At 58.5% G+C, this 23,907-nt stretch carries 20 protein-coding genes; 11 read left to right on the top strand and 9 right to left on the bottom strand.

Going from position 1 to position 23,907, the window contains the following annotated elements; all coding sequences use genetic code 11:
* Window positions 1–21 precede the first annotated feature (21 nt).
* A complete protein-coding gene (fadE, locus tag ABEA08_RS01710; protein WP_345332633.1) occupies window positions 22–2,502 on the bottom strand; it encodes an acyl-CoA dehydrogenase FadE in 2,481 nt (826 codons plus the stop codon).
* Window positions 2,503–2,720: 218 nt separating this feature from the next.
* On the opposite strand from fadE, the gene ABEA08_RS01705 reads away from it, so the two are divergent.
* Window positions 2,721–3,497, top strand: coding sequence for a class II glutamine amidotransferase (locus ABEA08_RS01705; protein WP_345332630.1), 777 nt, complete (start codon window positions 2,721–2,723; stop codon window positions 3,495–3,497).
* Between the two features lie 75 nt (window positions 3,498–3,572).
* Here the strand turns inward: ABEA08_RS01705 and ABEA08_RS01700 are convergent, their stop codons facing one another.
* Entirely contained in the window at window positions 3,573–4,274 is a 702-nt protein-coding gene (locus tag ABEA08_RS01700; protein ID WP_345332628.1) for a DUF3108 domain-containing protein, read from the bottom strand.
* Window positions 4,275–4,316: 42 nt separating this feature from the next.
* Window positions 4,317–4,655, bottom strand: coding sequence for an MGMT family protein (locus ABEA08_RS01695; protein WP_345332625.1), 339 nt, complete (start codon window positions 4,653–4,655; stop codon window positions 4,317–4,319).
* A gap of 95 nt (window positions 4,656–4,750) precedes the next feature.
* Between ABEA08_RS01695 and ABEA08_RS01690 the strand changes: the two genes are divergently transcribed.
* Both ABEA08_RS01690 and fghA read left to right on the top strand, forming a co-directional pair.
* Window positions 4,751–5,857: an S-(hydroxymethyl)glutathione dehydrogenase/class III alcohol dehydrogenase gene (locus tag ABEA08_RS01690; RefSeq protein ID WP_345332623.1), complete on the top strand. Its 1,107-nt coding sequence runs from the start codon at window positions 4,751–4,753 to the stop codon at window positions 5,855–5,857.
* Between the two features lie 78 nt (window positions 5,858–5,935).
* The gene (gene fghA / locus ABEA08_RS01685) at window positions 5,936–6,775 is read left to right on the top strand and encodes an S-formylglutathione hydrolase (protein WP_345332620.1); all 840 of its coding nucleotides are present in this window, start codon (window positions 5,936–5,938) and stop codon (window positions 6,773–6,775) included.
* Window positions 6,776–6,881: 106 nt separating this feature from the next.
* On the opposite strand, the gene ABEA08_RS01680 is transcribed toward fghA, so the two are convergent.
* From ABEA08_RS01680 to ABEA08_RS01660, 5 genes are all read right to left on the bottom strand, one after another.
* Window positions 6,882–8,861, bottom strand: coding sequence for a tetratricopeptide repeat-containing sulfotransferase family protein (locus ABEA08_RS01680; RefSeq protein WP_345332618.1), 1,980 nt, complete (start codon window positions 8,859–8,861; stop codon window positions 6,882–6,884).
* A 65-nt stretch (window positions 8,862–8,926) separates the two neighbouring features.
* The gene (locus ABEA08_RS01675) at window positions 8,927–11,365 is read right to left on the bottom strand and encodes a TonB-dependent receptor (RefSeq protein WP_345332616.1); all 2,439 of its coding nucleotides are present in this window, start codon (window positions 11,363–11,365) and stop codon (window positions 8,927–8,929) included.
* A gap of 484 nt (window positions 11,366–11,849) precedes the next feature.
* The gene (locus ABEA08_RS01670; RefSeq protein WP_345332613.1) at window positions 11,850–12,680 is read right to left on the bottom strand and encodes a DUF3626 domain-containing protein; all 831 of its coding nucleotides are present in this window, start codon (window positions 12,678–12,680) and stop codon (window positions 11,850–11,852) included.
* 71 nt (window positions 12,681–12,751) lie between these two features.
* Complete coding sequence (locus tag ABEA08_RS01665) at window positions 12,752–13,027, bottom strand: putative quinol monooxygenase (RefSeq protein ID WP_345332610.1); 276 nt, start codon at window positions 13,025–13,027, stop codon at window positions 12,752–12,754.
* A 27-nt stretch (window positions 13,028–13,054) separates the two neighbouring features.
* Window positions 13,055–13,858, bottom strand: a complete 804-nt coding sequence (locus tag ABEA08_RS01660; protein ID WP_345332608.1) for a sulfite exporter TauE/SafE family protein — start codon at window positions 13,856–13,858, stop codon at window positions 13,055–13,057.
* A gap of 371 nt (window positions 13,859–14,229) precedes the next feature.
* On the opposite strand from ABEA08_RS01660, the gene imuA reads away from it, so the two are divergent.
* From imuA to ABEA08_RS01640, 4 genes are all read left to right on the top strand, one after another.
* Window positions 14,230–14,964: a translesion DNA synthesis-associated protein ImuA gene (imuA, locus tag ABEA08_RS01655; protein ID WP_345332605.1), complete on the top strand. Its 735-nt coding sequence runs from the start codon at window positions 14,230–14,232 to the stop codon at window positions 14,962–14,964.
* The gene (locus tag ABEA08_RS01650) at window positions 14,964–16,370 is read left to right on the top strand and encodes a Y-family DNA polymerase (RefSeq protein WP_345332659.1); all 1,407 of its coding nucleotides are present in this window, start codon (window positions 14,964–14,966) and stop codon (window positions 16,368–16,370) included. Before imuA ends, ABEA08_RS01650 begins: the two co-directional genes overlap by 1 nt.
* Entirely contained in the window at window positions 16,357–19,560 is a 3,204-nt protein-coding gene (locus tag ABEA08_RS01645; RefSeq protein WP_345332602.1) for an error-prone DNA polymerase, read from the top strand. Before ABEA08_RS01650 ends, ABEA08_RS01645 begins: the two co-directional genes overlap by 14 nt.
* Before the next feature lie 94 nt (window positions 19,561–19,654).
* Complete coding sequence (locus ABEA08_RS01640; RefSeq protein ID WP_345332599.1) at window positions 19,655–20,521, top strand: alpha/beta hydrolase family protein; 867 nt, start codon at window positions 19,655–19,657, stop codon at window positions 20,519–20,521.
* A 60-nt stretch (window positions 20,522–20,581) separates the two neighbouring features.
* Here ABEA08_RS01640 and ABEA08_RS01635 read toward each other — a convergent pair whose 3' ends face one another.
* Window positions 20,582–21,046, bottom strand: a complete 465-nt coding sequence (locus ABEA08_RS01635; protein ID WP_345332596.1) for a YehS family protein — start codon at window positions 21,044–21,046, stop codon at window positions 20,582–20,584.
* A 424-nt stretch (window positions 21,047–21,470) separates the two neighbouring features.
* Here ABEA08_RS01635 and ABEA08_RS01630 point away from each other — a divergent pair, with 424 nt between their 5' ends.
* The 4 genes from ABEA08_RS01630 to ABEA08_RS01615 are packed head-to-tail and all read left to right on the top strand — an operon-like array spanning window position 21,471 to window position 23,612.
* On the top strand, window positions 21,471–22,307 hold the full coding sequence (locus tag ABEA08_RS01630; protein ID WP_345332594.1) for an ATP-binding cassette domain-containing protein: 837 nt from the start codon (window positions 21,471–21,473) through the stop codon (window positions 22,305–22,307).
* Window positions 22,307–23,104, top strand: a complete 798-nt coding sequence (locus tag ABEA08_RS01625) for a hypothetical protein (protein WP_345332591.1) — start codon at window positions 22,307–22,309, stop codon at window positions 23,102–23,104. The genes ABEA08_RS01630 and ABEA08_RS01625 overlap by 1 nt, the downstream gene beginning before the upstream one ends.
* Complete coding sequence (locus tag ABEA08_RS01620) at window positions 23,101–23,472, top strand: GntR family transcriptional regulator (RefSeq protein WP_345332589.1); 372 nt, start codon at window positions 23,101–23,103, stop codon at window positions 23,470–23,472. Before ABEA08_RS01625 ends, ABEA08_RS01620 begins: the two co-directional genes overlap by 4 nt.
* Window positions 23,469–23,612, top strand: coding sequence for a DASH complex subunit DAM1 (locus ABEA08_RS01615; protein ID WP_345332586.1), 144 nt, complete (start codon window positions 23,469–23,471; stop codon window positions 23,610–23,612). The genes ABEA08_RS01620 and ABEA08_RS01615 overlap by 4 nt, the downstream gene beginning before the upstream one ends.
* Window positions 23,613–23,907: the final 295 nt, after the last annotated feature.

Raw genomic sequence — 23,907 nt, 5'->3', positions numbered from 1 at the left:
TTTTTATGTCTTACTTACGGATTAAGCCGCTTTCCCCCCTTTCTTGGCAGATGTGGCTTTCTCTGCGGCGTTCTCAGGGGCTTTGGCTGGGCGATTGGCTCGAAGCTCTTCTGGGTCAAAGTCATTCACATTGATGGTTTGTAAGCGTCCAGCTTCGGCGTCGCGCAGCAATTGCGCTTCCTCCTCGCTGAGAATATCGAGCTCTAAGCCGATGTCTGCCACTTTGTCGAGATAGAAGAAGGGCAGGGAGCGGCCGGCCGCTTTACAGACCTTGTCGTAAATGGGCTCGGCTTTGAGGATCAGATCCAGCGCATGTTCCAGTTTGCCCAAGGCATTTTGTGGGTGGTTTTCCAGCCACTGGCCGGCGATCAAGCGATCGCGGGCGGCGCACGGGGTTTGCATGATCCGGGCGATCTTATGATCCAACTGATCGGACGGGCGCTTCATCGGCAATCCGGTCGGGAACAGCAGCCATTTCAGCACGCCACCAAAGGCAGGGAAGTTATCCAACAACTCCACCAGCGCGGTTTGCAGCTTGTGCAGCGAATCTTCGACCGCCCATTGCATCAGGGGCAGATCATCCGACTGACGCCCTTCGTCGTGGAAGCGTTTCAAGGTCGCAGAAGCCAGGTACAGCTGACTGAGCAGATCGCCCAAGCGGGCGGACACCCGCTCCTTACGCTTGAGGCTACCGCCGAGCAAGCCCATGGAGATATCGGATAGCAACGCCAGATTCGAGGCGAAGCGGTTCATCTGCTGGTAGTAGCGTTGGGTGTGATCGTTAAATGGGCTGGTCGAGAATCGAGCCGAGGTCAACCCCAGCCAGAAGCTGCGAACGAGGTTGGAACAAACGAAGCCAACATGGCTCCAGACCGCCCGATCAAACGAATTCAGTCCTTGTTGTTTATCATCGCTGAAGGCCGCTTGCATCTCCTTGAGGACGTAGGGGTGGCAGCGGATGGCACCTTGGCCGTAGATCATCATCGAGCGGGTCAGGATATTGGCCCCTTCGACGGTAATGGCGATCGGTGCGCCCTGATAGCCGCGGCCTAGGTAGTTATCGGGCCCCAGACAGACCCCTTTCCCGCCATGAATGTCCATGGCATCGATGATGCATTTCTGCATGCGATCGGTTAAGTGCATTTTGCAGATCGCGGTGATCACCGAAGGCTTCTCGCCGAGGTTTAAGCCAGCGGTCGTCAGGGCATTCACGCCGTCCATGAGATAGGCGTTACCGCCGATCCGCGCCATGGGCTCTTCGATCCCCTCCATTTTGCCGATGGGCAGCTTAAACTGACGCCGGATCCGGGCATAGGCGCCGGTCGCGCCTGCCACGGTTTTGATCCCTCCGGCGGAGTTGGAGGGCAGGGTGATCCCACGGCCGACCGACAGGCATTCAACCAGCATACGCCAGCCCTGACCGGCCATCTTGGGTCCACCGATGATATAGTCCAGTGGCACAAACACGCCTTCCCCTTGGGTGGGGCCGTTTTGGAACATGTTGTTGAGCGGGAAGTGGCGGCGGCCGATCTTGACCCCATCCATATCGGTGGGTACCAGGGCCACGGTGATCCCGAGCTCCTTTTCGTCGCCAAGCAAGCCATCGGGATCCTTCAGCTTGAAGGCCAGGCCCAGCACCGTCGCCACTGGGGCTAGGGTAATGTAGCGCTTGTTCCAGGTCAGCTTGATGCCGAGGATCTCCTCGCCCTGCCACTGGCCTTTACAAACGATACCGAAGTCGGGAATGGCACCCGCATCTGAGCCTGCTTCCGGCGAGGTCAGAGCGAAGCAGGGCACCTCTTTGCCCACCGCCAGACGCGGCAGATAATGGTCTTTTTGTTCCTTGGTCCCGTAGTGTTGCAGCAACTCACCCGGGCCGAGTGAGTTGGGGACGCCGACGGTGGAGGCGAGGACGGTGGAGTGACCGGCCAGTTTTTGTAACACCTGTGACTGGGCGTAAGGGGTAAACTCTAGGCCACCGTACTTTTTCTTGATGATCATCGCGAAGAACTTGTTGTCCTTCAGATATTGCCAGACTTCTTCCGGCAGATCGGCCAGTTCGTGGGTGATCTCGAACTCGTTGACCATCCGCATTACTTCTTCAACCGGGCCATCGAGGAACGCTTGTTCCTCCGCGGTGAGTGTGGGTTTGGGGTAGTTATGCAGGACATTCCAATCGGGCGCTCCGGAGAACAACTGCGCATCCCACCAAGTGGTTCCGGCTTCAATGGCGTCTTTCTCGGTATCGGACATCTCGGGCATGATGCCGCGGAACACCTTTAAGACTGGCGCGGTCAGCAGGGCTTTGCGCAGAGAGGGGATATTCAATGGAGCGAAGATCACGATAAACACAGCCCAGGCCGTGCTCCCGACGATCCCAAGCGTTGAACCTATCATCAATAAAATGGCGGACGCTGCGGTAAACATCAGCAGCGAAGCGCGTTGATAGAGCAGGGCTCCAAGCAGCCCGATAGCTGCCAGGCACCAGATCAATGTCGTCACGGTCATTCTCCTTGTCTTCACTTAGCCCCACATTCGCAGGACGAATGTGCGATGGATCTCAGTGTATGACACAGGTCAGACCTCTGTCACGGAAAAATTAAACGTACGTTTGATTTGTGTTGCGGAACATGCTGGTGGCTCTGCTCGGACTTGGGCTGGCTGCGCTTTATCGTTATGCTGCATAACAAGGTAAGCAGAATGAAAGAAATTGAATAAGCATGTGTGAATTACTGGCGATGAGTGCCAATGTACCGACGGATATTGTATTTAGTTTCACAGGCTTAGTGGAAAGGGGCGGGATGACCGGGCCACACAAGGACGGTTGGGGGATCACCTTTTACGACGGCCCTGGCAACCGTACCTTTAAAGACAGCGATCCCAGCTGCCACTCGGAAGTTGCCAGTCTGCTGAAGTGCTATCCAATCAAATCCAAGACCGTGATCAGTCATATCCGCCAGGCCAATCGCGGCAAGATCTCACTGGAAAACACCCATCCATTCGGGCGGGAGCTGTGGGGGCGTAATTTCAGCTTTGCCCACAACGGCCAACTCTCGGATTATAAGCCCGTGCTCAAGCCTGAGCGCTTTTTGCCTGTGGGTGCCACTGACAGTGAACTGGCGTTTTGCTACCTGATGGACAAGTTAGCGCAGAAATACCCGCTCAAGCCAGCCAAGCGGGAAACCGCGTTTCGGTTTTTGGCCCGTGAGGGCAAAAAGCTGCAGCAGCTGGGGGTGTTTAATATGTTGATCTCCGACGGGCCTTATCTGCTGGCTCTGTGTGGCAACAACCTGCACTGGATCACCCGGCGGGCGCCGTTTGGAGAGGCGAGACTGATCGATACGGAGATGGTGATCGATTTTCAAAAAGAGACCACACCGAATGACGTGGTGTCGGTGATCGCCACCCGGCCGCTCACCAGCAATGAGGAGTGGCATAAAATGGCAGCGGGCAGTTGGTGTTTGTTTAAAGATGGGGAAGTTGTCGCACAGGGTTGACGGCTTTCAAGCCCCAACAAGGCGTCGTATTGCGACGCCTTGTTGGTTGCCAGCACAGTCTTGGCCGAGTGTGGCCTATTTATGCTCGTCGAAGCTGACCTGTGTGAGCTTCATATCGGCTTTGAGCTCACCCTCCTCGAAATGCGCCAGCCGTGCCACGATGTAGTTTAGGCTGGGGGCTAGCCAGATGATGGTGGCTTTGTCTTTGCTCGGATCCCGAATGCGCTCCACCTTTATGGTTTCTAGCTCGCCGTAGGGCAGGGAGATGGTCTCCTCTCCGATCACTTGGTAGCGGTACTCACGCTGACGGGTTTTCTGGACAAAAGGGTAAACCAGCTCGTTTTTACCGGCAGCGATATCGAGTCGGAGCTGTTGCTGGTACAGCAGGGAGTCGTAGATGGGTTGGGTTAGTTCAAACTGCGCATTGCGCTTCTTGTAGCGTGCGTCAATGGTGCCTTTGTCATGATCAAAGTGGATGGTGGCGCCGAAATTGGGACCCGTGCCGCTGCGTGCCATTTCATAATGCTGAGGCACAAGTTGATCATTCTCAACGGTGAACTCGCTTTTTTCGGTCCGTTTGTCCGATAGAAACAGATACTTCACTGAGCTTTGATAGCCCATGCGGTAGTGGTCTTGCCCCAACTGTTCGAGTTGATAGTAGCCACCGCCGAGTGAGTCTTTGCCATGGAACACCTCATAGTCGGCCCGAAATGGCGTGTAGGGGCCCGCGATGGCGCTCAGAGAAAGGGTGCAAAGCAGAGTGAGCAAGATTCGCATAGGGTTCCTTGTCTTTAATAGAGGAAGGTGCGCCATGGGCGTTTAGAACTCCAGTCGCCACATGAGATCGGCCAGATCCGGTTGCCACTGATATTCCGACAGCTTCAATCGGCCATTGTTCACTACCACCTCTTCACTGCGCAGCAGCTCCATCTGTCTGGCAAAGCCCGGATTGTCTTTGGGAATGCTGATCTTGCCACCGGCGCCGATCACCCGGTACCAGGGCAACGCCATCTCTTTGGGTGCGACACGCAGTGCGCGAGCCGCAAGTCGGGCGCGGCCGGGCAGACCGGCGAGATCGGCGAGCTGGCCGTACGTCACCACCTTTCCAGTGGGGACCTGCTGTAGGGTTTTCCAGATCTTTTCCGTTGATTGGCTCATGGCGCTGCTACTTTTTGATGAACACCGTACAGCCTATCAGGGTTTGATGGGGTTCGGAATGTGCACCAACCTGTTCGTACAGTTAGGAGACAGTTATGAAGACGCGCGCTGCGGTGGCTCTCGCCGCTGGAAAGCCACTTGAGATCCATGACGTCGATCTACAAGGGCCGCAGGCGGGTGAGGTATTGGTCGAGCTGAAGGCCACAGGGGTGTGCCATACCGATGCCTTTACCCTATCTGGCGACGATCCTGAGGGGGCATTCCCTGCCATTTTAGGCCATGAAGGGGCGGGGATCGTGCGCGAGGTGGGCGCCGGTGTGAAGTCATTAAAACCGGGCGATCATGTCATTCCGCTGTACACGCCGGAATGCCGCGAGTGCGACTTCTGTCTGCATCCAAAGACCAACCTGTGTCAGTCCATTCGGGAAACCCAGGGCGCCGGCCTGATGCCGGATGGCACCAGCCGCTTCTCCCTCGATGGCACCCCGATATTGCATTACATGGGCTGCTCGACGTTTTCTCAATATACGGTGCTGCCGGAGATCGCCTTGGCCAAAGTGCGGGAAGACGCGCCGTTCGATAAAATTTGCTACATCGGCTGCGGGGTCACTACCGGGCTCGGTGCCGTGGTGTTCGACGCCAAGGTCGAGCCGGGCAGTACGGTGGCGGTATTTGGTTTGGGCGGCATTGGTCTTAACTGCATTCAGGGCGCGCGCATGGTGGGGGCGGATAAGATCATCGGCATCGATCTCAACCCCGACAAAGTGGCGATGGCCAAGCAGTTTGGCATGACCCACTTTATCAATCCCAAAGACACTCCTAATGTGGTCGAAGCCATCTGTGATCTTACTGGTGGTGGCGTGGATTACAGTTTCGAGTGCATTGGCAACGTGCATGTGATGCGTCAGGCGCTGGAGTGCTGCCACAAAGGCTGGGGTGAATCCTATGTCATTGGCGTGGCGGGAGCGGGGCAGGAGATCAGCACACGGCCGTTTCAGTTGGTGACCGGGCGGGTCTGGCGCGGCAGCGCCTTTGGCGGCGCGCGGGGGCGCACCGATGTGCCGAAGATCGTCGACTGGTATATGCAGGGCAAGATCGATATCGACTCGCTCATTACCCACACCATGGGACTCGATGACATTAACCATGCGTTAGATCTGATGCACCAGGGTAAGAGCATACGCTCTGTGATTTTGTATTAAAAATAAGCCGCTTGCTTCTATACTAGCGGACGTCATGGCTACCATGACGTCCGCCAGATCGCAGAGGAAGGAGAGTTGATGGAACTGTTATCCCAGCAAGAGGTGTTCGACGGTTGGTTACGTCGCTATCGCCACCACAGCGAAGCCACCTCCACCGATATGGAGTTTGCCATTTTCTTGCCGCCCGCCGTTGCGGCGGCGCGCGTGCCGGTACTGTATTGGTTGTCCGGCCTGACCTGCACCGATGAAAATTTCTGCCAGAAAGCGGGCGCCTTCCGCTTAGCCGCCAAGTTAGGCCTAGCCATTGTCTGTCCGGATACCAGTCCGCGCGGATTGGATCTGCCTGATGAACATGACAGCTACGACTTTGGCTCCGGCGCCGGATTTTATGTCGATGCCACCGAGCAGCCCTGGGCCGATCACTACCGCATGTATGAGTATGTGACCAACGAACTGCCCGCCTTGATCGAAGCCACACTGCCGGTCTCGGCCGATAAGTCCATCAGTGGCCACTCGATGGGCGGTCATGGCGCACTGATCTGCGCGCTGAAAAATCCGGGCATGTACAACTCAGTGTCGGCGTTCTCACCCATTGTGCACCCGACAGTGGTTCCTTGGGGGCGTAAGGCGTTTTCCGGCTACCTTGGCCCCGACGAAGCCACGTGGGCGGAGTATGACGCAACTCTGTTAGTGGCCAATGCACCGGAACCGATGCCGATCATGATCGATCAGGGCAGCAAGGACGATTTTCTCGACACTCAGTTGAAACCGGAGCTATTTAAGGCGGCCTGTGATGCGGTCAGCCATCCACTGCAACTGCGCATGCATCCCGGGTACGATCACAGTTACTACTTCATCTCGACCTTTATTGATGACCATCTGAAATTCCACGGCGCGGCATTGGGGTTGAAGGTGTAGGGGCGAAGATATTGCGTTGATAACAACGGGGGAAAACGTCAGTTTTTCCCCGTTGTTTCGTTCGGTTGCAGACCATGCTAGCAACCTCATCGTTGCCGTGAAGGGTTCAGCTTGCGCCGCTTGGTTGGGGGGCGAACGCGGCGCTCAACTGCCCTAAATAGGGTGCAAAGTGGCGCCATTGTTCCAAGCCTGAGCGGTACAAGGGCTGGCGTACCTGCTCGGAACTGGCGGTGCGCACCGAGCGTTGAGTCTGATGGAAATCGATGCAGGCGGATTCGAATGGCAGGCTGAGGTAATCAAGAATGCGATGCACCTGTGTCTCGATGTCCGCCACCACCTCTTCGTATTGCACCCGCAGGATCTGGCTCGGGAACACACGATCCCAGTGATCCATCAGTTCGACATAGCCTTGATAATACTGCGCCATGTTGTCCAGTCCGTAACTGAACTCCTGCCCCTCGGCGAACAGCTGCTTGAAGTTACTGAAGCAGCAGGCCATGGGATCACGCCGGGCATCGATGATCTTGGCGTTCGGCAGGATCAATTTGATCAGCCCAATATGGCGGAAGTTGTTGGGCATTTTATCGATGAAAAACGGCGCGCCCTGGCGGTGAATTTGGGTTTGCTGGAGAAACTGCTGGCCCATCTGCTGCAGGGTTTCTGGCTCCAGCTGGGCCAGATTGGCCGGATAGCTGGGCGCTTCCCCCTGACGGCGGCGGCCGTTGAGCCGGTGCGCCATGGCGGCAATATCGGGCAGCTCTAGGGTGCCGTCCACCTGCGAGTGGGAGGCGATGATCTGCTCCAGCAGGGTGGAGCCGGCCCGTGGCATGCCGACGATAAAGATGGGATCCGCCGCAAGCTCGCCCGCTCCGGCAAACCGACGCAGCAACTCGGGCGTCACATGGGTTTGCTGCAGGGTGAGATCCCGCGCCATCAGCTCGGCGCTGTAGCGATTTTGGCTCTGTTTGAGCCGGTTGCCTCGGTCGTAATAGGCGAAGGCGTCGGCATAATCGGCTCGGTCCTCCAATGCTTTTCCCAGGGCAAAACACAGATGAAAGCGGTCTTCCAGGCTGCGGGCGGGATCGGCCTCATCGCGCTTCATCTGTGCAATCTGCGCATCGCTGAATCGGTAGGTTTTCAGGTTGGCCAGGCTCCACATGGGATCGCCAAAGCCCGGCTGAAGCTGGGCACTTTGCTGATAGGCGGCAATGGCTTCTTGCTGGCGGCCCAAGGTTTTCAGTGCATGGCCCTTTACCAGCGAGAGGTTGGCGTTGTCCGGCAGTTTTTGCTGTACCTGATCATACAGCGCCAGCGCGGGCTCCAGTTGGCCCACGGCCACCAGTTGATTGGCGTAGGCGGTGTCAAAGCTGGGGTTGCCCGGCTCACTCTGGCGCAGGCTGGCGGCCATCTCCAGGGCTTTGGCGTACTTCTGACGACGGTGCAGCACCTGCACATAGTCAAAGTGTACCTGGCGATTGCTGGGCTCGAGTTCGAGGGCACTCTCCAGCAAAAATTCGGCGTCATCGAGTACGTGCAGCTTGGCACCGAGTTGGGCCAGCAGGCGCATCGCTTCGATGTGGTGGGGATGATGGCGGAGAAAGTCCCGGCATAACCGCTCCGCTTTGAGCAGCTTGCCCTCGTGCAGCATGCTGTTGATGCTGAGCAGCTGCGGCGGCATGGCGGCGAAGTGGTGGGCCTGGGCGCTGGCACGTTGCGCCAGCGTCGTGTTGTTAAGCTCGCTGGCCAATTGCGCCAGCGCTTGCCAACTGGCCAGCAGCGCCGGATTAAAGTGCACCGCTTTTAGGTAAGCGGCCAGGGCAGCTTCACTTTGGCCTTGGGCCCGATGGCCGTGGCCCTGCTCCTGATAGCCGCGGCCGTAGTGGGGGGCCAGGGCTTCCAATTGCTCCAAATGCTGCGTCATCTGGGGCCATTGCTTGAGGTAGCGGTAGCAGACGGCACAGAGGTAATGAGAGTGCGGATCGTCCGGGCTGGCGTCTTGGGCTTTAAGTGCGTGGGGCAAGGCCTGATCGGGTCGACCGGCTTGCAACTGGCGCTGGGCCAGCAGGGCGGGATCTTGCGGGGTCATACGGTTCTCCATTTCCGGTACAACTTGGTGGCCGTGGCTGGAGTCAGCCGCGGCCACCACCGTGATCAGTAGTAGTACGAGATGCTCATGCCGATGGTACGGGGACGGTTGGTGCTGATCCTTCGTATGTCATCCTGAGTGTTGATGAACAGCTCGGCCCGCTCATCGGTCAGGTTGTCGGCATAGAGCTTAACACCCCACTCATCCTTGTTCACGCCGATGGCGAAGTTGACCAGAGTGTAGTCCTGCTGGCGTTCGCGATCGGCCGCCACAATTGAACTCCAGGACTTGCCAGCGTATTGGGCACCCACTTGCCAAAACGCTTGGTACTCCGCTAAGTCCCAGTCATAACGGGCGCGCACGTTGGCCTGAAACTTGGGCGTCAGCGGCAATTCACTGCCTATCGGGGCCATCTCTATCACGCCGCCTTTGAGGGCGGTCAGCTCGGTTTCGTTATAGGAGAACGCGCCGATCAGGGTGAGGTTGTCGGTGGCCTGCCAGGTGACGTCGGATTCAAAGCCTTTGATCTCCGAGTCTGCGGCATTTTCGATAAAGGTCAGGATGGAGACGTTGACCGGATCGAAACGAGACACCTGCATGTCGTTCCACTGAATAAAGTAGAGGTTGCCGTTAAAGCGCAGGGTGCGATCCAGCAGCAGGGTTTTCCAGCCCGCCTCGTAGTTCACCACTTCATCGGTGCCGTAATTGACGCCGACATCCGGGAACTCTGGGTTGGCGGAGACGATGCCGCCACCGCGGTTAAAGCCACCGGGGCGGAACCCTTCGGAGTAGGTGGTGTACAGCAGCATGTCTTCGTTGAGCTGGTAGCTCAGGTTCACCTTGGGGATCCAGTCACTGATCGACAGCGGCTCGGTGCTGTGGCCGCCGGAGGTGTCGTAGTTACGGCCGCGATCGGTGTTGACCGAGCCTTGGAAGATCCCATCGGCAAAGTTGGAGGAGCCGCTGAAGTCCGACTCTATGTCGTACCAACGCAGGCCCAGATTCAAGCTGAGCTTGTCGGTCAGATCAAAGCCCATCTCGCCAAACCAGGCCAGCTGCTGCTCGGTGCGGGTGATGTCATTGAAGAAGGTGGTCCCCACCGGACGGGTCTCTGGATTGATGCTGTTGGCATCGGAGATCGGCGCATTGGGGGCGAAGCCCAGCTCTGGGGCGACCGTGTAGTAGTAATCGTCCTGGGTTTTGATCTCGTAATCGTCGTAGAACACGCCGGTAATGAAGCGCCAGCGTTCGCTGATCTCACCGCTGATCCGAATTTCATGGGTGCTGCGCTTGTGATCCTGCTGGCCTTTAAAGCCCTTGGTAGGATCGAGACACTCGCGGGTTTCGGTGATGAACTCCGGTGAAATGCCGTAGTTGACGATGTAATCCGGGTTGTCATAGGTACAGGTGTAGTAGGCGGTAAAGGCCCCGGCGTTGTTGTAGCCGATGTAATCAATGGACTGCTGCACTTCGCGGTCGAGGAAGGCGCCGGTGTAGATCAGATCCAGCATGGCCAAGCGGCCGGACAGGGTCCAGGAGGTTTGATTGAAACGATCGGTCAGCTTGTCGGGGAAGAAGCGCTGGACTTCGAGATCGCCCACTTCCGGATCGTAATCGAACACGCCGTCGGAGCCCAGCTCCTGCTGCATGTGCTGCACCAGTAACTGCCAATCGTCGTTGAACTGGTATTGGGCGCCCAAGCGGAAGCCTTTGTAGTAGCTGTCGTTGAAGTCCTCTTCGACGTAGGCACCGTTGTTGATGGTGGTGTATTTGGCGTCCGGGCCGAGATCGACGGCGGAGTTTTCGTTGATGGCCGGATCCAGCGTGAACTCGCCATAGACGTTGTCGATGTACCCACCGCGGTGGACGTTGTACATGGTGGCGCGCACCGCCAGATCATCGCTCAGTGGCAGGTTGATGAATGCTTCGATGGCATTGCTCATCTCGCCGTTTTTGGTCTGCTCGGCGGAGGCGGTGAACCCTGTGCTGAATTGGCCCAATTGCGGCTTATTGGTGATGTAACGGATGGTGCCGGCCTGTGAACTGGCGCCAAACACCGTCCCCTGTGGTCCGGCCAACACTTCCACCCGCTCTAAGTCGGCAGCATAGACATCGAGGTTGCGGCCCGGCGCGGTGACCGGTTGTTCATCCAGGTACAAGGCGACGTTGGGCATGGTGCCCTGAGCGCCGGAGAGCATCACCGAGATAGGCTCAATCGCCATACCACGGATGAATACATCGGACTGACCGGGTCCCCGCCCGCCTAAGGTCACGTTGGGCATATAGCGGACAAAATCATCGAAGTTGCCGATGTTTTGATCTTTCAGATCCTGCTCGCTCAACGCCTGTACTGCCACCGGCGTTTCCTGAATGTTTTGGCGGCGCTTGGTCGCCGTCACTTCGATGGTTTCAATCTCTTTGCGATTAGCCAGTTCATCCGCGGCCACGGGGGCCGTGATCAGCGAGAGGAGGATGGCTTCATGGAGCAAACTTCGCTTAAACATAATGAGTTTCATTATCCATTGGTTTTTTCAGAACGTAGACCGACGAGCTAGGCGCATGCCCGGCAGCTGAGGCAACTAGGTGTTGCGGCTGTAGAGTGCGGTCAGAAGAGGTTTTGAATTCTGGGGAGTTGCAGTGGGTACCAAAAGGGCAGTGCAACGATGGGATCAGGAAGGTAGTGCTGAGAGGCAAAGGCAGGGAGTTGTGCTTGGCATGGGCGTTGCGGCGTCGCAACGGGCCAAGCATAGGGACATCGTTCTGGCCAGCGTTTACGTAATACGTCCCGGCGTGATGCAACCGGCAGATTGAAACGAGACATCCTGTTCCCCTTGCTGTCTTCCTGACAAAAAGCCTGAGTGGACGTCACACAGGCTTAAAAGCGAACGGATTATTTCAAATTAACAGGCTGTTTACAAACTGGATTTGTTTGCGAGATGGGAGAGGTGACGTTGAGGCTTGTTCATTGTCGTGAATGTTTGGGGCGGGCTACGGCTGCGGGTAGCCAAACCGTGCCAGGTAATGCCAAACCTTCTTGATGTCCTGCGGATCATGGCCGAGATGGTGGATGGCGTGGCTGAGGATCTCTGCGGTGATCAGCCCCTCTCTGGCGATCGTCCGGGCGATCTCGATAAATTGCGCGCCACGATAGCCGGGGTACTGCGCCATTTTCTCAATGCTGAGGGCAAAGCCTTGATGCCACTCCAGCGTGACGGGCAACTGCTGGGCCTGGCGCTCGATCTCGGTGCCCTGATAGATGGGATCCAAAACCAACGCCTCGACATCTTGTTGCAGTGACAAAGGGCCGTGGATCTGCGCTTCGATGTAGGCGTCCAGCGGATCACAATCATCAGAATTGAGCTGGTCTATCAGCGGCGCCAAATGTCGATGAGTGGCGAAGTGCTCGGGTTCAAAAAAGCTGTCCGGATAGCAAAATGTGGTGCGGGCCAGGACATGGGCTTTGAGCCGAAAATGGGCCGAGCCAAAGCGTGGTGAGGCGCCATAGGGCAGCGCCTGGACGTTCAATGCGCCGTACTTGGGGCGTTGCGAGGGCAGGGCATGATCGTAACTACCGTCAAATACGCGTTGCTCCCAACGCCAGCGCTCACCGCCAGTAAACGCCGTTAAGCCGCCGTTGCTGGTACCGGTTTCAAACTGCGATTTCAACTGCCCATCCTTGGCCATCGCCAGCAGCAAAGGCATGCCGTCGTGGGTTCGGCGGTCGGTGTGGAAATTGATGGTGATGGGATGATCACAAGAGGCTGCGACGCCGGAGGACTTGGCCTGGATGGCATTGAGGGCGTCGTGGTGTGGGGACACGGGATCTCCTGTGAGCGGATAGGGGCTGAAGGTGATCTTGTATAGCATTAAGAGCCCGGCGGGTAATGTGATCACGCCGATAATTCGTAATGCCTCTGAGCCTGTTGGGTGATCTGCCCCCAGTTGGCGTGTTGGATCCTGTGTTGGTGTGACTCGAAAGCCGCTTTATCGACGAACGCCTCATACACATCAAAACGCTGCGGGTTGTTGGGATCTTGCGAGACTTGGAAGATCAGACACCCCGGCTCATTGAGCGTCAATGCTGTGTGTTGGGGCAGTGCCGCTTCAACGGCGGCTAAGGCCTCTTTGGGGATCAGGATATGGCCTTTGAGAATGACTTTGTTCATACCAACCTCAATATCGGATTTCCTGCCCTAAACCACCGCTATCAGCATCTTAAGGCTGAGCGCCATCAACAAGCAGGCGAAGGCTTTCTTTAACACCGGCACTGGCAAGTGGTGGGCCAGCTTGACGCCGTAAGGGGCGCAGAAAAAGCTGGTGAGGGAGATCAGAATAACGGCGGGCAGATAGACAAAGCCGAAGGTGTACTGCTCCACTGAGGTGTTGGCCCAACCATTGATGAGGTAGCCCAGGGTTCCGGCAACGGAGATGGGCAGGCCAATGGCCGCGGAGGTGCCAATCGCCTTTTTCATGTTGATGTTGCGCCACACTAAATAGGGCACGGTTAGCGATCCGCCGCCGATGGAAACCAAGGCGGAAATGGCGCCAATGCCGGTACCGGCAAAGAAGACTTCGGATCTGCCTGAAATGTTTTTGTCTGGGCTGGGCTTTTTATTTAAAAACATCTGCAGGGCGACGTAGGCCATAAACGCCGAGAAGAACACGGCGAGGTAAAGTGCGTTGGCTCTGGCGGCGATAAAGGTGGCCAAGAAGGTGCCCAGTAACACGCCGCCGCTGATCCCTTTGACGATGTCCCATATCACCGCGTTATTCGCGTGGTGCGCGCGCAGGCTGGACAGGGAGGTGAAGATGATGGAAGCCATTGAAGTGCCCAGCGCCAGATGCACGACTTTGTCGACCGGTACTCCTTGGGCCAGAAACAGCGAGGTGAGGATAGGCACCATGATGCCGCCACCGCCAATGCCCAGCAATCCGGCCATGACACCGACAAAAGCGCCGAGCATTAAGAAAGACACAATCCATTCGAGCTCTAACACAAGGACCTCTGTTCATTGGGAGGAAGCGCGCCGGTGTCTGAGTGAGGGGGTTTGTGTTCCGACGCAAGCAATTTCCGTCCACGTTAACAATCGGGTTCTTTTAACTCAATGACTTAAGACAAAGATGGGTTGGGTGATGATGTTGAGATGCACCCAATCGCGCTTATTGAGGCTGAGATGAAAAACGCCGGCAGTGAGGCCCAATTCCCGATCGAACTGTTCTTTGCGGTCGCCCCTTGCCTGGGGCGATCTAATTACGAGTTTCGTGATCCAGGGATCGCAAGGATAGTGGGATCCACTTGCCTGATTCGGGCCATTTACGGCTATACTGTATAAATGTACAGTTACCGATAAAATTGGCACTTCTCATCATGACAGCGAACGTTTCTGGCCTGCTCACCCGCTCTGACATTTGGCTCGGGCGGCAGTGGCAACACGACAATCAGAGCATTTCGAGCGGCTTTACCAGGTTGGATCAACATCTGGCGGGACAGGGCTGGCCGCAGCATGGCGTGGTGGAGCTGGTGGGGCCGATGCAAACCATGGGCATGGCTGATGACGTGGATGCCGCGGTCTCTCTAGGCTTGACCGATCTGCTGTTGCCGGTGCTGGCGGCACATCAGGACAGCGAACGCTGGCAGTTGTGCGTGGCCCCACCGGCTCCGCCCCATGCCCCGGCGTGGGCAGCGGCAGGCGTCGATCTGGCCCGTTTTGTCTGGGTGGAGGCCGAGTGTCGCAAGGAGCGGCTTTGGACGCTGGAGCACAGCCTCAATTCCGGTCGCTGCAGCGTCATTCTGGCCTGGCTGGACAGCTTAAGTGCCAGCGAAGCGCGGCGGTTGCAGCTGGCGGCGCAAAAGGGCCAGTGTCTGCTGTTTTTGCATCTGCCGGAGTCGGTGCTGGCGGAGCATCATGCGGTGGCGCTGCGTCTTGGCTTGGTGCCCGAAAGCCAAGGCTGCACGGTGCAATTGATCAAGCAGCGCGGCGGTTGGCCACAGCCGGATCTGGCGCTGGCGCTGCCGCATCGTCCTGAGCGCGTACCGCGACCGGGGATGGCGTTACCTCAGAAGAGTGCTTCAGCCGCCGGTGTGGTGCAGGGGCCCTGGTGATGTTGCTCGGCCTGCAATTTGTCGATTTGAGTTTGCACCACAGGGCGCGCGGGCAACAGCTGGCGGGCCAGCCCATTGCGTTGTTTGGCGGCCATCCGCTCAAAGTACTGCAGTGCAATGATGAAGCGGCGCAGCAGGGGGTGGCGGTGGGCCAGAAACTGGCGACCGCCACGGCGCTGTGTGACGCACTGGTGCTGCTGCAGGGGGACGATGGGGAAGATCGCGCCACCTTAGAAACCTTGGCGGAGTGGGCCTACGGTTTCAGCGCCCAGGTACACTTAGTCGCGCCGGACACCCTGGTACTGGAAGTTAGCTCCATGCTGCGCCTGTTCGATGGCCTGGATAACTGGCTGGCCCAGCTCAAGGCCGATCTGATTCGGCACGGCTTGCCGTGGCGGGGGGCGTTGGCTCAGACGCCGCTGGCGGCGCAGTGTCTGGCCCAGAATGGTACCGCGCTGGCGCAGATCGCCCCGGCGGATCCCGCTCTGTCCCAAGCGGCGCTGCACCCTCTGAGTTTGGCCCAATTGCAGCGGCCGGAAGCGGCGCGCCTGGCCAGCATGGGCATTCAGACCCTGGCGCAGTTGATGGCGTTGCCCCGCTCCGAGCTGGGTCGCCGATCTGGCGCCGATCTGCTGTTGTGGCTGCAGCGACTGCTGGGGGAGCGGCCGGATCCCCGTGGCTACTTTCAGCCGCCGAAGCATTATCGGCGCAAGCTGGTGCTGCTCGAGGAGATCGAACATCTGCAGGGGCTGCGGTTTCCGCTCAAGCGTCTGTTTGCCGAGCTGGGCGATCTGCTGCGGCGACGTCAGCTGGCGTTGCCTCAGCTCGACATTCTGCTGCACCATCGTCACCGCCCCACCACGGTGGTGAGTCTGCGCGGGGCGGGCAACGAGCATCGCAGCGAGGCCTGGATGGCCCTGTGTCAGTTGAAGCTGGAGCGGTTGGTGTTGTTTGAACCGGTGATGGAGCTGGAGTTGGTGGGCGAGCGGTTGCAGCCGCAGCAAGTGCACAGCGAGCGGCTGTTTGCCGGCGGGGCGCCGGACGGTCAGGCGCAGGACTTGCTGGCTCAGCTGGCGGCCCGGCTGGGGGAGGAGCGCATCCATGGCCTGCAGGCGGTGGGCGAGCACCGGCCGGAGTACGCCAGCCGCGTGGTCGCACCGGGGCAGGGGCAGGACAGTCGCCAGAGCGTGATCACGACGCTGCAGCGACCCTGTTGGTTATTGACTCAGCCGCAGCCAGTGAGCCGGACGGATTATCAGCTGCTGCGCGGGCCGGAGCGGATCGAATCCGGCTGGTGGCAGGCGGGCGCCATTGCCCGCGACTATTTCCAGGCACAGTGCCCACAGGGGCGTTTGTGCTGGCTGTTTCACAGCAGCGACGGTTGGTTTTTGCATGGCTGGTTCTGAGGATCGCAAGCCATCCCAAGTGGCGTACGCCGAGCTGCACTGTCACAGCAACTACAGCTTTCTCTACAGCGCGTCGCACCCGGATGAACTGGTGGCCCGGGCCGCCGAGCTCGGCTATCAAGCGCTGGCGATCACCGATGAGTGCTCGATGGCCGGCGTGGTGAAGGCCCATCAAGCGGCCAAGCGGCATGATCTGCAGTTAATTATCGGCAGCAGCTTTGTCCTGCCCGGCCCCGCGGCGGCCAACGACGAAGCGAGTCCCGTTGAGCAAGCGCAGACCGTCCGTGACTCGGCGGATGGCCATATGGTGATCTTACTGGCGCAAAGCCGAACCGGGTACGGTCAGATCTGCCGCTTGATCACCACCGCGCGGCGCCGCTGCGACAAAGGGCACTATCGCTTGGATTGGCGCGATCTGAGCGGGGCGGCGTTTTCCGACTGCCTAATGTTGTGGGCACCGGGCCAGCCGCAACAGGGCGCGATCTTGGCCCAGACGCTCAAGGCGCAGTGGCAGGACCGGCTCTATCTGCTGCTGGAGCGGATCCTGGCGCCGGGCGAGGGCGATCGGCTGATGGCCCTGCAGCAGTTGGCCTCACAGCAGGACATTCCGTTGGTGGCGGCGGGGCAGGTGCGGATGCATTGCCGCGAGCGCAAGCCGCTGCTGGATGTGCTCGATGGCATTCGCCAGGGCTGTACGCTGGAGCAGGCGGGCGAGCGGCTGGCCGCCAACGCGGAAGCCTATCTCAGATCCTTATCCCTGCTGCAAAAACGCTACCAGCCCCAGTGGCTGGCGCAAACGGTGGCGGTGGCGGCGCGCTGTCAATTTTCGCTGGATGAGCTGCGCTACGAATACCCGGCCGAGCTGGTCCCCAAGGGGATGGACGCGAGTGACTACTTGCGCCGGGAGGTGAGCAAAGGCGCGCACTGGCGCTTCGGCCGGAGCGTGCCGGACAAGGTGCAGGCGCAGATCGACAAAGAGCTGCAGCTGGTGGATGAGCTGCAGTATCACTACTTCTTCCTGACCATCTACGACATCGTCCAGTTTGCCCGGGCCCAGCGCATTTTGTTTCAGGGGCGCGGCTCGGCGGCCAACTCCGTGGTGTGTTACTGCCTGGGGATCACCGAAGTGGATCCCACCAAGGTGAACCTGCTGTTTGAGCGCTTTTTATCGAAGGAGCGTAATGAGCCGCCGGACATCGATGTGGACTTTGAGCATCAGCGCCGGGAGGAGGTGATCCAATACATCTACGGCAAATATGGCCGCGAGCGCGCCGCGCTGGCGGCGACGGTGATCAGCTACCGCTTTAAGAGTGCGCTGCGAGATGTGGGCAAGGTGCTGGGATTGGATGACGCTTATGTGGAGCATCTGATCCGCGGCACCGATCGGCGCGATAAAACCCTGCGCTGGCAGGATCAACTCACCCAGCTGGGGGTGGCCGAGGCGGGCAGCACCCATGACGGGGCCGGGGCCGGTCAGTTTTTGATCCCTTTAGTCGAGCAACTGCTGGGCTTTCCCCGTCACCTGTCCCAGCACGTCGGTGGCTTTGTCATCGCCTCTGGCTCTTTGTATGAGCTGGTGCCGGTGGAGAATGCGGCGATGGCCGATCGCACCGTGATCCAGTGGGACAAGGATGATTTGGAAGCCCTGGGGCTGCTCAAGGTGGATATCCTGGCACTGGGCATGCTCAGTGCCATTCGCCGCTGCTTCGATCTGATCAACCAATGGAACACCGCCAAGGATGCGTTAACGCCACCGCTGGGGATGAGCGAGGTGCAGTGGGAGCAACCTGAGGTGTACAACATGCTGTGTCAGGCCGACAGCATCGGCGTGTTTCAAATTGAGTCCCGGGCGCAGAGCAACATGCTGCCCCGGCTGCGCCCACGCTGCTACTACGATCTGGTGGTGCAAATTGCCATCGTCCGGCCAGGCCCCATTCAGGGCGATATGGTCCACCCCTACCTGAAGCGGCGTAACGGTCAGGAGGCGGTCAGTTATCCCAGTGAGGCGGTCAAAGCCGTTTTGGCGCGAACTTTAGGCGTGCCTATCTTCCAGGAGCAGGTGATCAAACTGGCGATGGTGGCGGCGGGATTTTCCGGTGGTGAGGCGGATCAGCTGCGCCGGGCCATGGCCAGCTGGAAACGCCACGGTGAGCTGGACCAATTTGAGCGCAAGCTGAAAAACGGCATGGCTGAGCGGGGTTACAGCGCCGCGTTTGCCGATCAGATCTTCCGGCAAATTCGCGGTTTCGGTGAGTACGGTTTTCCCGAGTCCCACTCCGCCAGTTTTGCTTTGCTGGCGTACGTATCGGCGTACCTGAAATACCACTATCCTGTGGCCTTTACTTGCGCACTGCTCAACAGCCAGCCGATGGGATTTTATACCCCGTCGCAGCTGGTGCAGGATCTGCAGCGCCATGGCGGGCGTGTGTTGCCGGTGGATGTGCAGCGCAGCGAATGGGACCATCAGATCGAAGCACACGACGGCCAGATGGCGCTGCGGCTGGGCTTTCGTCTGGTGAAAAGCCTGTCGCAAGCGGCGGCCAAACAGCTGCTTGCGGTGCGTCCGCAGGGGGGCTTTAGCGATGTGCATCAACTGGTGCAATTGACCGGATTGGATAAAGGGGCGCTGGAGGCATTGGCGGGATCGGATGCGCTGGTTGGTGTGGCGGGCCATCGGCATCAGGCCCGCTGGTTGCTTGCCGGGGAGGCGGAGCAACTGCCGCTGTTTGCCGAGCTGCAGGCATCGACCGAGGTGGCGCTGGCCGCACCCAGTGAAGGCGAAAGCATACTGCATGACTATCGTCAGATCGGCTTGAGCCTGGGCCGTCATCCGTTGAGCCTGCTGCGCGAGCAGGGCGAGTTGGCGGGCTGCCTGACGGCGGCGCAGCTGCCCGAGTGCCGTCATGGTCAGCTTATTCAGCTGGCGGGACTGGTGGTGGGGCGGCAGCGGCCGGGCACCGCCTCTGGGGTCACCTTCATCACGCTGGAGGATGAAACTGGCAACGCCAACCTGGTGGTGTGGGCCGATACGGCCCGGGCGCAGCGTCAGCCGTATCTGACCGCCAAGCTGCTTAAAGTCCGGGGCATTGTTGAAAAAGAGGGGGAGGTGATCCACGTCGTTGCGGGCCGATTGCAGGATCTCTCGGATAAGATCGCGGAATTGAGTGTTAACTCGCGTGATTTCCACTGAGCTTGCTTCAGGGTTACTGTATTGTCGAGATCATCTGGTCGCCTTAGGGCAACATTAAGCCACGTGACAGCGTGACAACACCCAGGAGCCGAAATTGAAAAGCCACAGTGAGCGTTTGATCTGCGCCGATCACCAACCCCTAATTGCCAGCTGGCATCAGCCAGAGGGAAAGCCGAAAGCGGCGATCTTGATTGGGGCGGCACTGGGCGTGGCCCGGGGGTTCTATCATGATTTTGCTCGCTACCTGGCCGGGCAGGGATTTTTGGTCCTGAGTTTCGACTATCGCGGCGTCGGTGAGTCGCGGATCGCCGGTCAGCGGGATGATCGGGTGCAGATGGCGTGCTGGGCGGAGCAGGATCTGCCCGCGGCACTTAAGGCGTTGCAGCGTAAAGCCGAGGGGCTTCCCCTGCATTACATCGGCCACAGTTGTGGTGGCCAGCTGTTGGGCATGGTGCCGGGGGCCACCGCGTTTCAGACGGTGACCTTGGTCGGGGCTTCCGTCCCGTACTGGAAGCACTACAACAGCATCGGTCTCTTGTCTGGATTAAAGATGTGGCTGAACTGGCATCTGTTTTTGCCGCTGCTGTCGCTGGGGAAAAAGTTTCCGGCCCGAACGCTGGGGCTGTCCAAGCAGGATATGCCGTCCGGCATTATTCGCCAATGGGCGCGTTGGGGTCGACAGCGGGACTACCTGTTTGCGGATGATCATCCGGCATTGGTGGGTTATGAACGGCTGACCATGCCGCTGTTGAATCTGGGGTTTGCCGATGATACCTATGCGCCGCCGTCGGCGGTGTTGGATCTGGCGGATCGCTATACCAATGCATTCCAAGAATCACGGATCATCAGTGGCGAGCGATTGGAGCAGTTGGGAGGCATCGGCCACTTTGGCTTCTTCAATGAGGCCAAGTCTCAGCCATTATGGCAGGAATGGCTGGCTTGGATGGCCCAGCACCGCTGAGCGGCCGATGATGGGCTCAGCAGAAAGGGAAAGAGTGCCAGTAGCACTCTTTTTTGATCGCTATTCCGCGGGGTTACGCTGCTCGGCAACGCCCGCCAGAAAGGCCTGCAGGGTCGCGTCGTTGCAATCGCGGAAATGCTTGTTATCGGGTTTGCGGAAGAAGGAACTGAGCTCATGCTTGCTCAGCGTCACGCCGCCCAGCTCCAACGCTTCCAGTACGTCGTCGGCGTGCAGTTCAAAGGCGATCCGCAGCTTCATAAATGCCGCATTGTTGCTCAGGCTCTGCTCCGGCGCCGGCTGCGCGCCCTCTTTTTTGCCGCGCAGTGCATTGATCAGGCCATTGAGGAAGGTGGCCAGCTCGGGATCGCTGAGTTTGAGGTATTTAGGATCGCCATTCTTGCGCAGCCAGTTTTCCATCACTTCCGGTGAGACGTCTTGCTCTGCCTGCGCGCAGACGTCGACCATCTGGGTCAGATCGTACTGGAGAATGTCGCGAACGGCGGTGAGGATATCGTTGTTGATCATGGAGTGTCCTTGATGTCTTGCGCGTCTCTGCCGCACGAAGCCGGCGGGGCGCGGGATGCTTTTTTCACAAGGCTTGCGATGCGAAGCCTTCTGGAAACGGCACGGATAAAGCGTAGGTGGTGATCTCGCCCGCTGTCGAACCAGCAATGCGACCGTGAAGGCACAGAGTTATACACGCAACTCATAGAAATGCCAGCAACTTGGCCTTTTCGCCGTCGAAAAGGGAGCGCACGTAGGGTTGATGAGCCTGATCGGCGTTGCGCCGGTGCCGAGCCGGCAAGGTGACCATTGAGCAGAGTGAAGCGGGTCCGTTTGGGATCCGGTTGTTGAGCCGGGGGAAGGCTCGGCAAAAACGCCATTTTTGTTGTACGTCAGATATCTTTGTTATAGTGTTCTAGGTGACTAATACACTAGGGGTGCAAGGATGATCACACTGAGCCAGCTCGGATTCGGCTACGGTGCTCAAGCACCGCTGTTCCAAAACGTGTCATTAACCATCCCCACCGGCCGTTGCGTCGCATTGTTGGGCGCCAATGGCCAGGGCAAATCCACCCTGCTTAAGTTGTTGGCCGGAGCGTTGACGCCAAAGTCAGGCAACCTGAGGGTGCTCGATGAGATCCCCCGGCAGCGCTCACCGCAGCTCTACCAACAGCTGTTCTTCGTGCCGGATCAGCTTGAGCTGCCGCCTATCTCCGGTCAGCGCTATCTCGATCGCTTTGGTCTCTTTTATCCCGGTTTTGACGCCGAACGATGCGCACAATTGCTGACCCGTTTTGAGGTGGATCCCAGCAATACGCTAACGGAACTCTCTCTGGGGCAGTGCAAGAAGTTTTATCTGGCCTTTGCCCTGTCCAGCGGTTGTCGATTGCTGCTACTGGATGAGCCGACCAACGGCCTGGATATTCCGGCCAAAGCGGTGTTGCGCGATTGGATCGCCCGCCATCTGGATGACGAGCAGACCGTTTTGATCGCCACCCATCAGATCAAAGACATCGACGCCAGTGTCGATGCGCTGCTGCTGTTAGCACACGGTGGCGTGCATTGGTTTGATCTGTGGGAGCTGCCCAAGAGCGTGGCGCAGAGCATTGGGCCACAAGCGCCTGAGCACAGCCTTTACCATGAGAGCCGAGCCGGGCTCTGCCATGCCCTGGTGCCTGCGCGGGGGACGCCACCGTGCGAGATCGATCTGGAGCTGCTGTTTAATGCGTTTCACCACAACTTCACCGGCATGATGGTCGAGCTCGAGCCGGAGGCCGCGTAATGAACCTGTACCGAATTTCATCGTTGATCCGAGCAAAGCACACGGGCTCGTTCGCCGTGGTCTGGCCAAGCTGGTTGTTGCATATCGGGGTGTTGGCCGTGGTCTTGATTGGACTGGGTTGGCTCAGTAAGTCCGAGTTTTATCAGCCTACGTCCCTGTATGGTTTGCTGTTATTGGGCAGCATGGGGTTCTGGGCGCGTCACTTCTTTAATGAGTACCGCAACCCACTGCAGGCATTGCGCTGGCATACGCTGCCCGCCAGTCAGGCCGAAAAGTGGCTGAGCCAATGGATCGTCAGTGCCCTGGCCATGCCGCTGTTGCTGTTTGCCTGGTTCTGGCTGGCCAGCGTGCTGGCGGCACTGGCGTTGTCTTGGTTTGGCAGTCGTACGGCCTTGGCGATATTCAATCCGCTCGAGCCGTCGGTGTGGGCATCGCTGAAAACCTACTGGGCTCTGCATCCCATCCTGTTTTTTGGTCTGGTGTATTTTGATAAGTCACCGGTGATCAAGTCCCTCGCGGCCATGCTGATGGTACCGCTGTTGTGGATGCTGCTGGGGTATCAGATCTTGACGATATTTGGCGGTCAATGGCACTTGCGTGACTTCATGCACACCTCGGGCTTTGAGGTGCTCTTGGGTATGAAGCCAACAGGCGGAGTGGTGCTGGGTGCTCAGCATCCGTTGGTGGTTTTTGCCCACCAAGACGCATGGCAGCGGGTGCAGCCGGTTGTCATCCTACTTTACAGTCTCTACTTCTGGGGCCTGTCCTACCTGAGATTTAAGGAGCTCGACCTATGAGCGCCTTTGACAGTCCCAGCGCCATCTATCTGCAGATCGCCGATAGGATGCAGGAGCAGATCCTTACCGGCGCCTGGCAGGAGGGCAAGCGGATCCCATCGATCAGGGAGATGGCGGCTGAGGTGCAGGTTAACCCCAATACGGTGATGCGCGCCTATGCCCACCTGCAGGAGCAAGGGGTGATCTTCAATCGAAGAGGGGTGGGGTACTTTGTCAGCCCGGAAGGAAAGGCCCGCGTCTGCGCAATGAAGCAGGCCAGCTTTATCGAAAACCGGCTTCCCCGCCTGTTTCATGAAGCCCAGTTACTGGGCATTTCACCAGAGCAATTGATGAAGCTATATCAAGCCTTTAGGGATGAAGAACGATGAGAGCAGTGATAGCGAATCTCACCAACTTAGGACAGACCAGCAAGATCCTCGCCGCCAGTTTCCTGATTGGCCTACTGTTGACCACGCTGTGCATGGCGTTTCCTCAGGCGATCCCGACGCTGCTGGCGGCGATTGGGTAGCGTCGAGCGCGGCGACCGTTCGAGGAGGCGTTGAGGGCAAAGCCATCGAGCCGTGCGCCACGCGCTTGTTCGGACAGCACGCGTTGTGAGTGAGCAGTCTTGTGGGTGAGCTGTGTTGTGTTAGAGAAGTCCGCGGTCGACTTGGTGGCCGACACGAGCGCCGACCGACTCTCAAGTAAGTGTCTCATTCCACGGTCTACACATTTTCTGCTTAAGTGTTATAGCTTGGCGGGAACGGGTCGATAGCGACAAGAAGGATGGAAGGGCGCGCGGTATGGGGCAAGAAAAGCTAGGG

The organism is Ferrimonas pelagia, from assembly GCF_039543565.1.
GTDB classification, from domain to species: Bacteria; Pseudomonadota; Gammaproteobacteria; order Enterobacterales; family Shewanellaceae; genus Ferrimonas; species Ferrimonas pelagia.
This window is presented reverse-complemented; position numbering and strand designations above follow the sequence as displayed.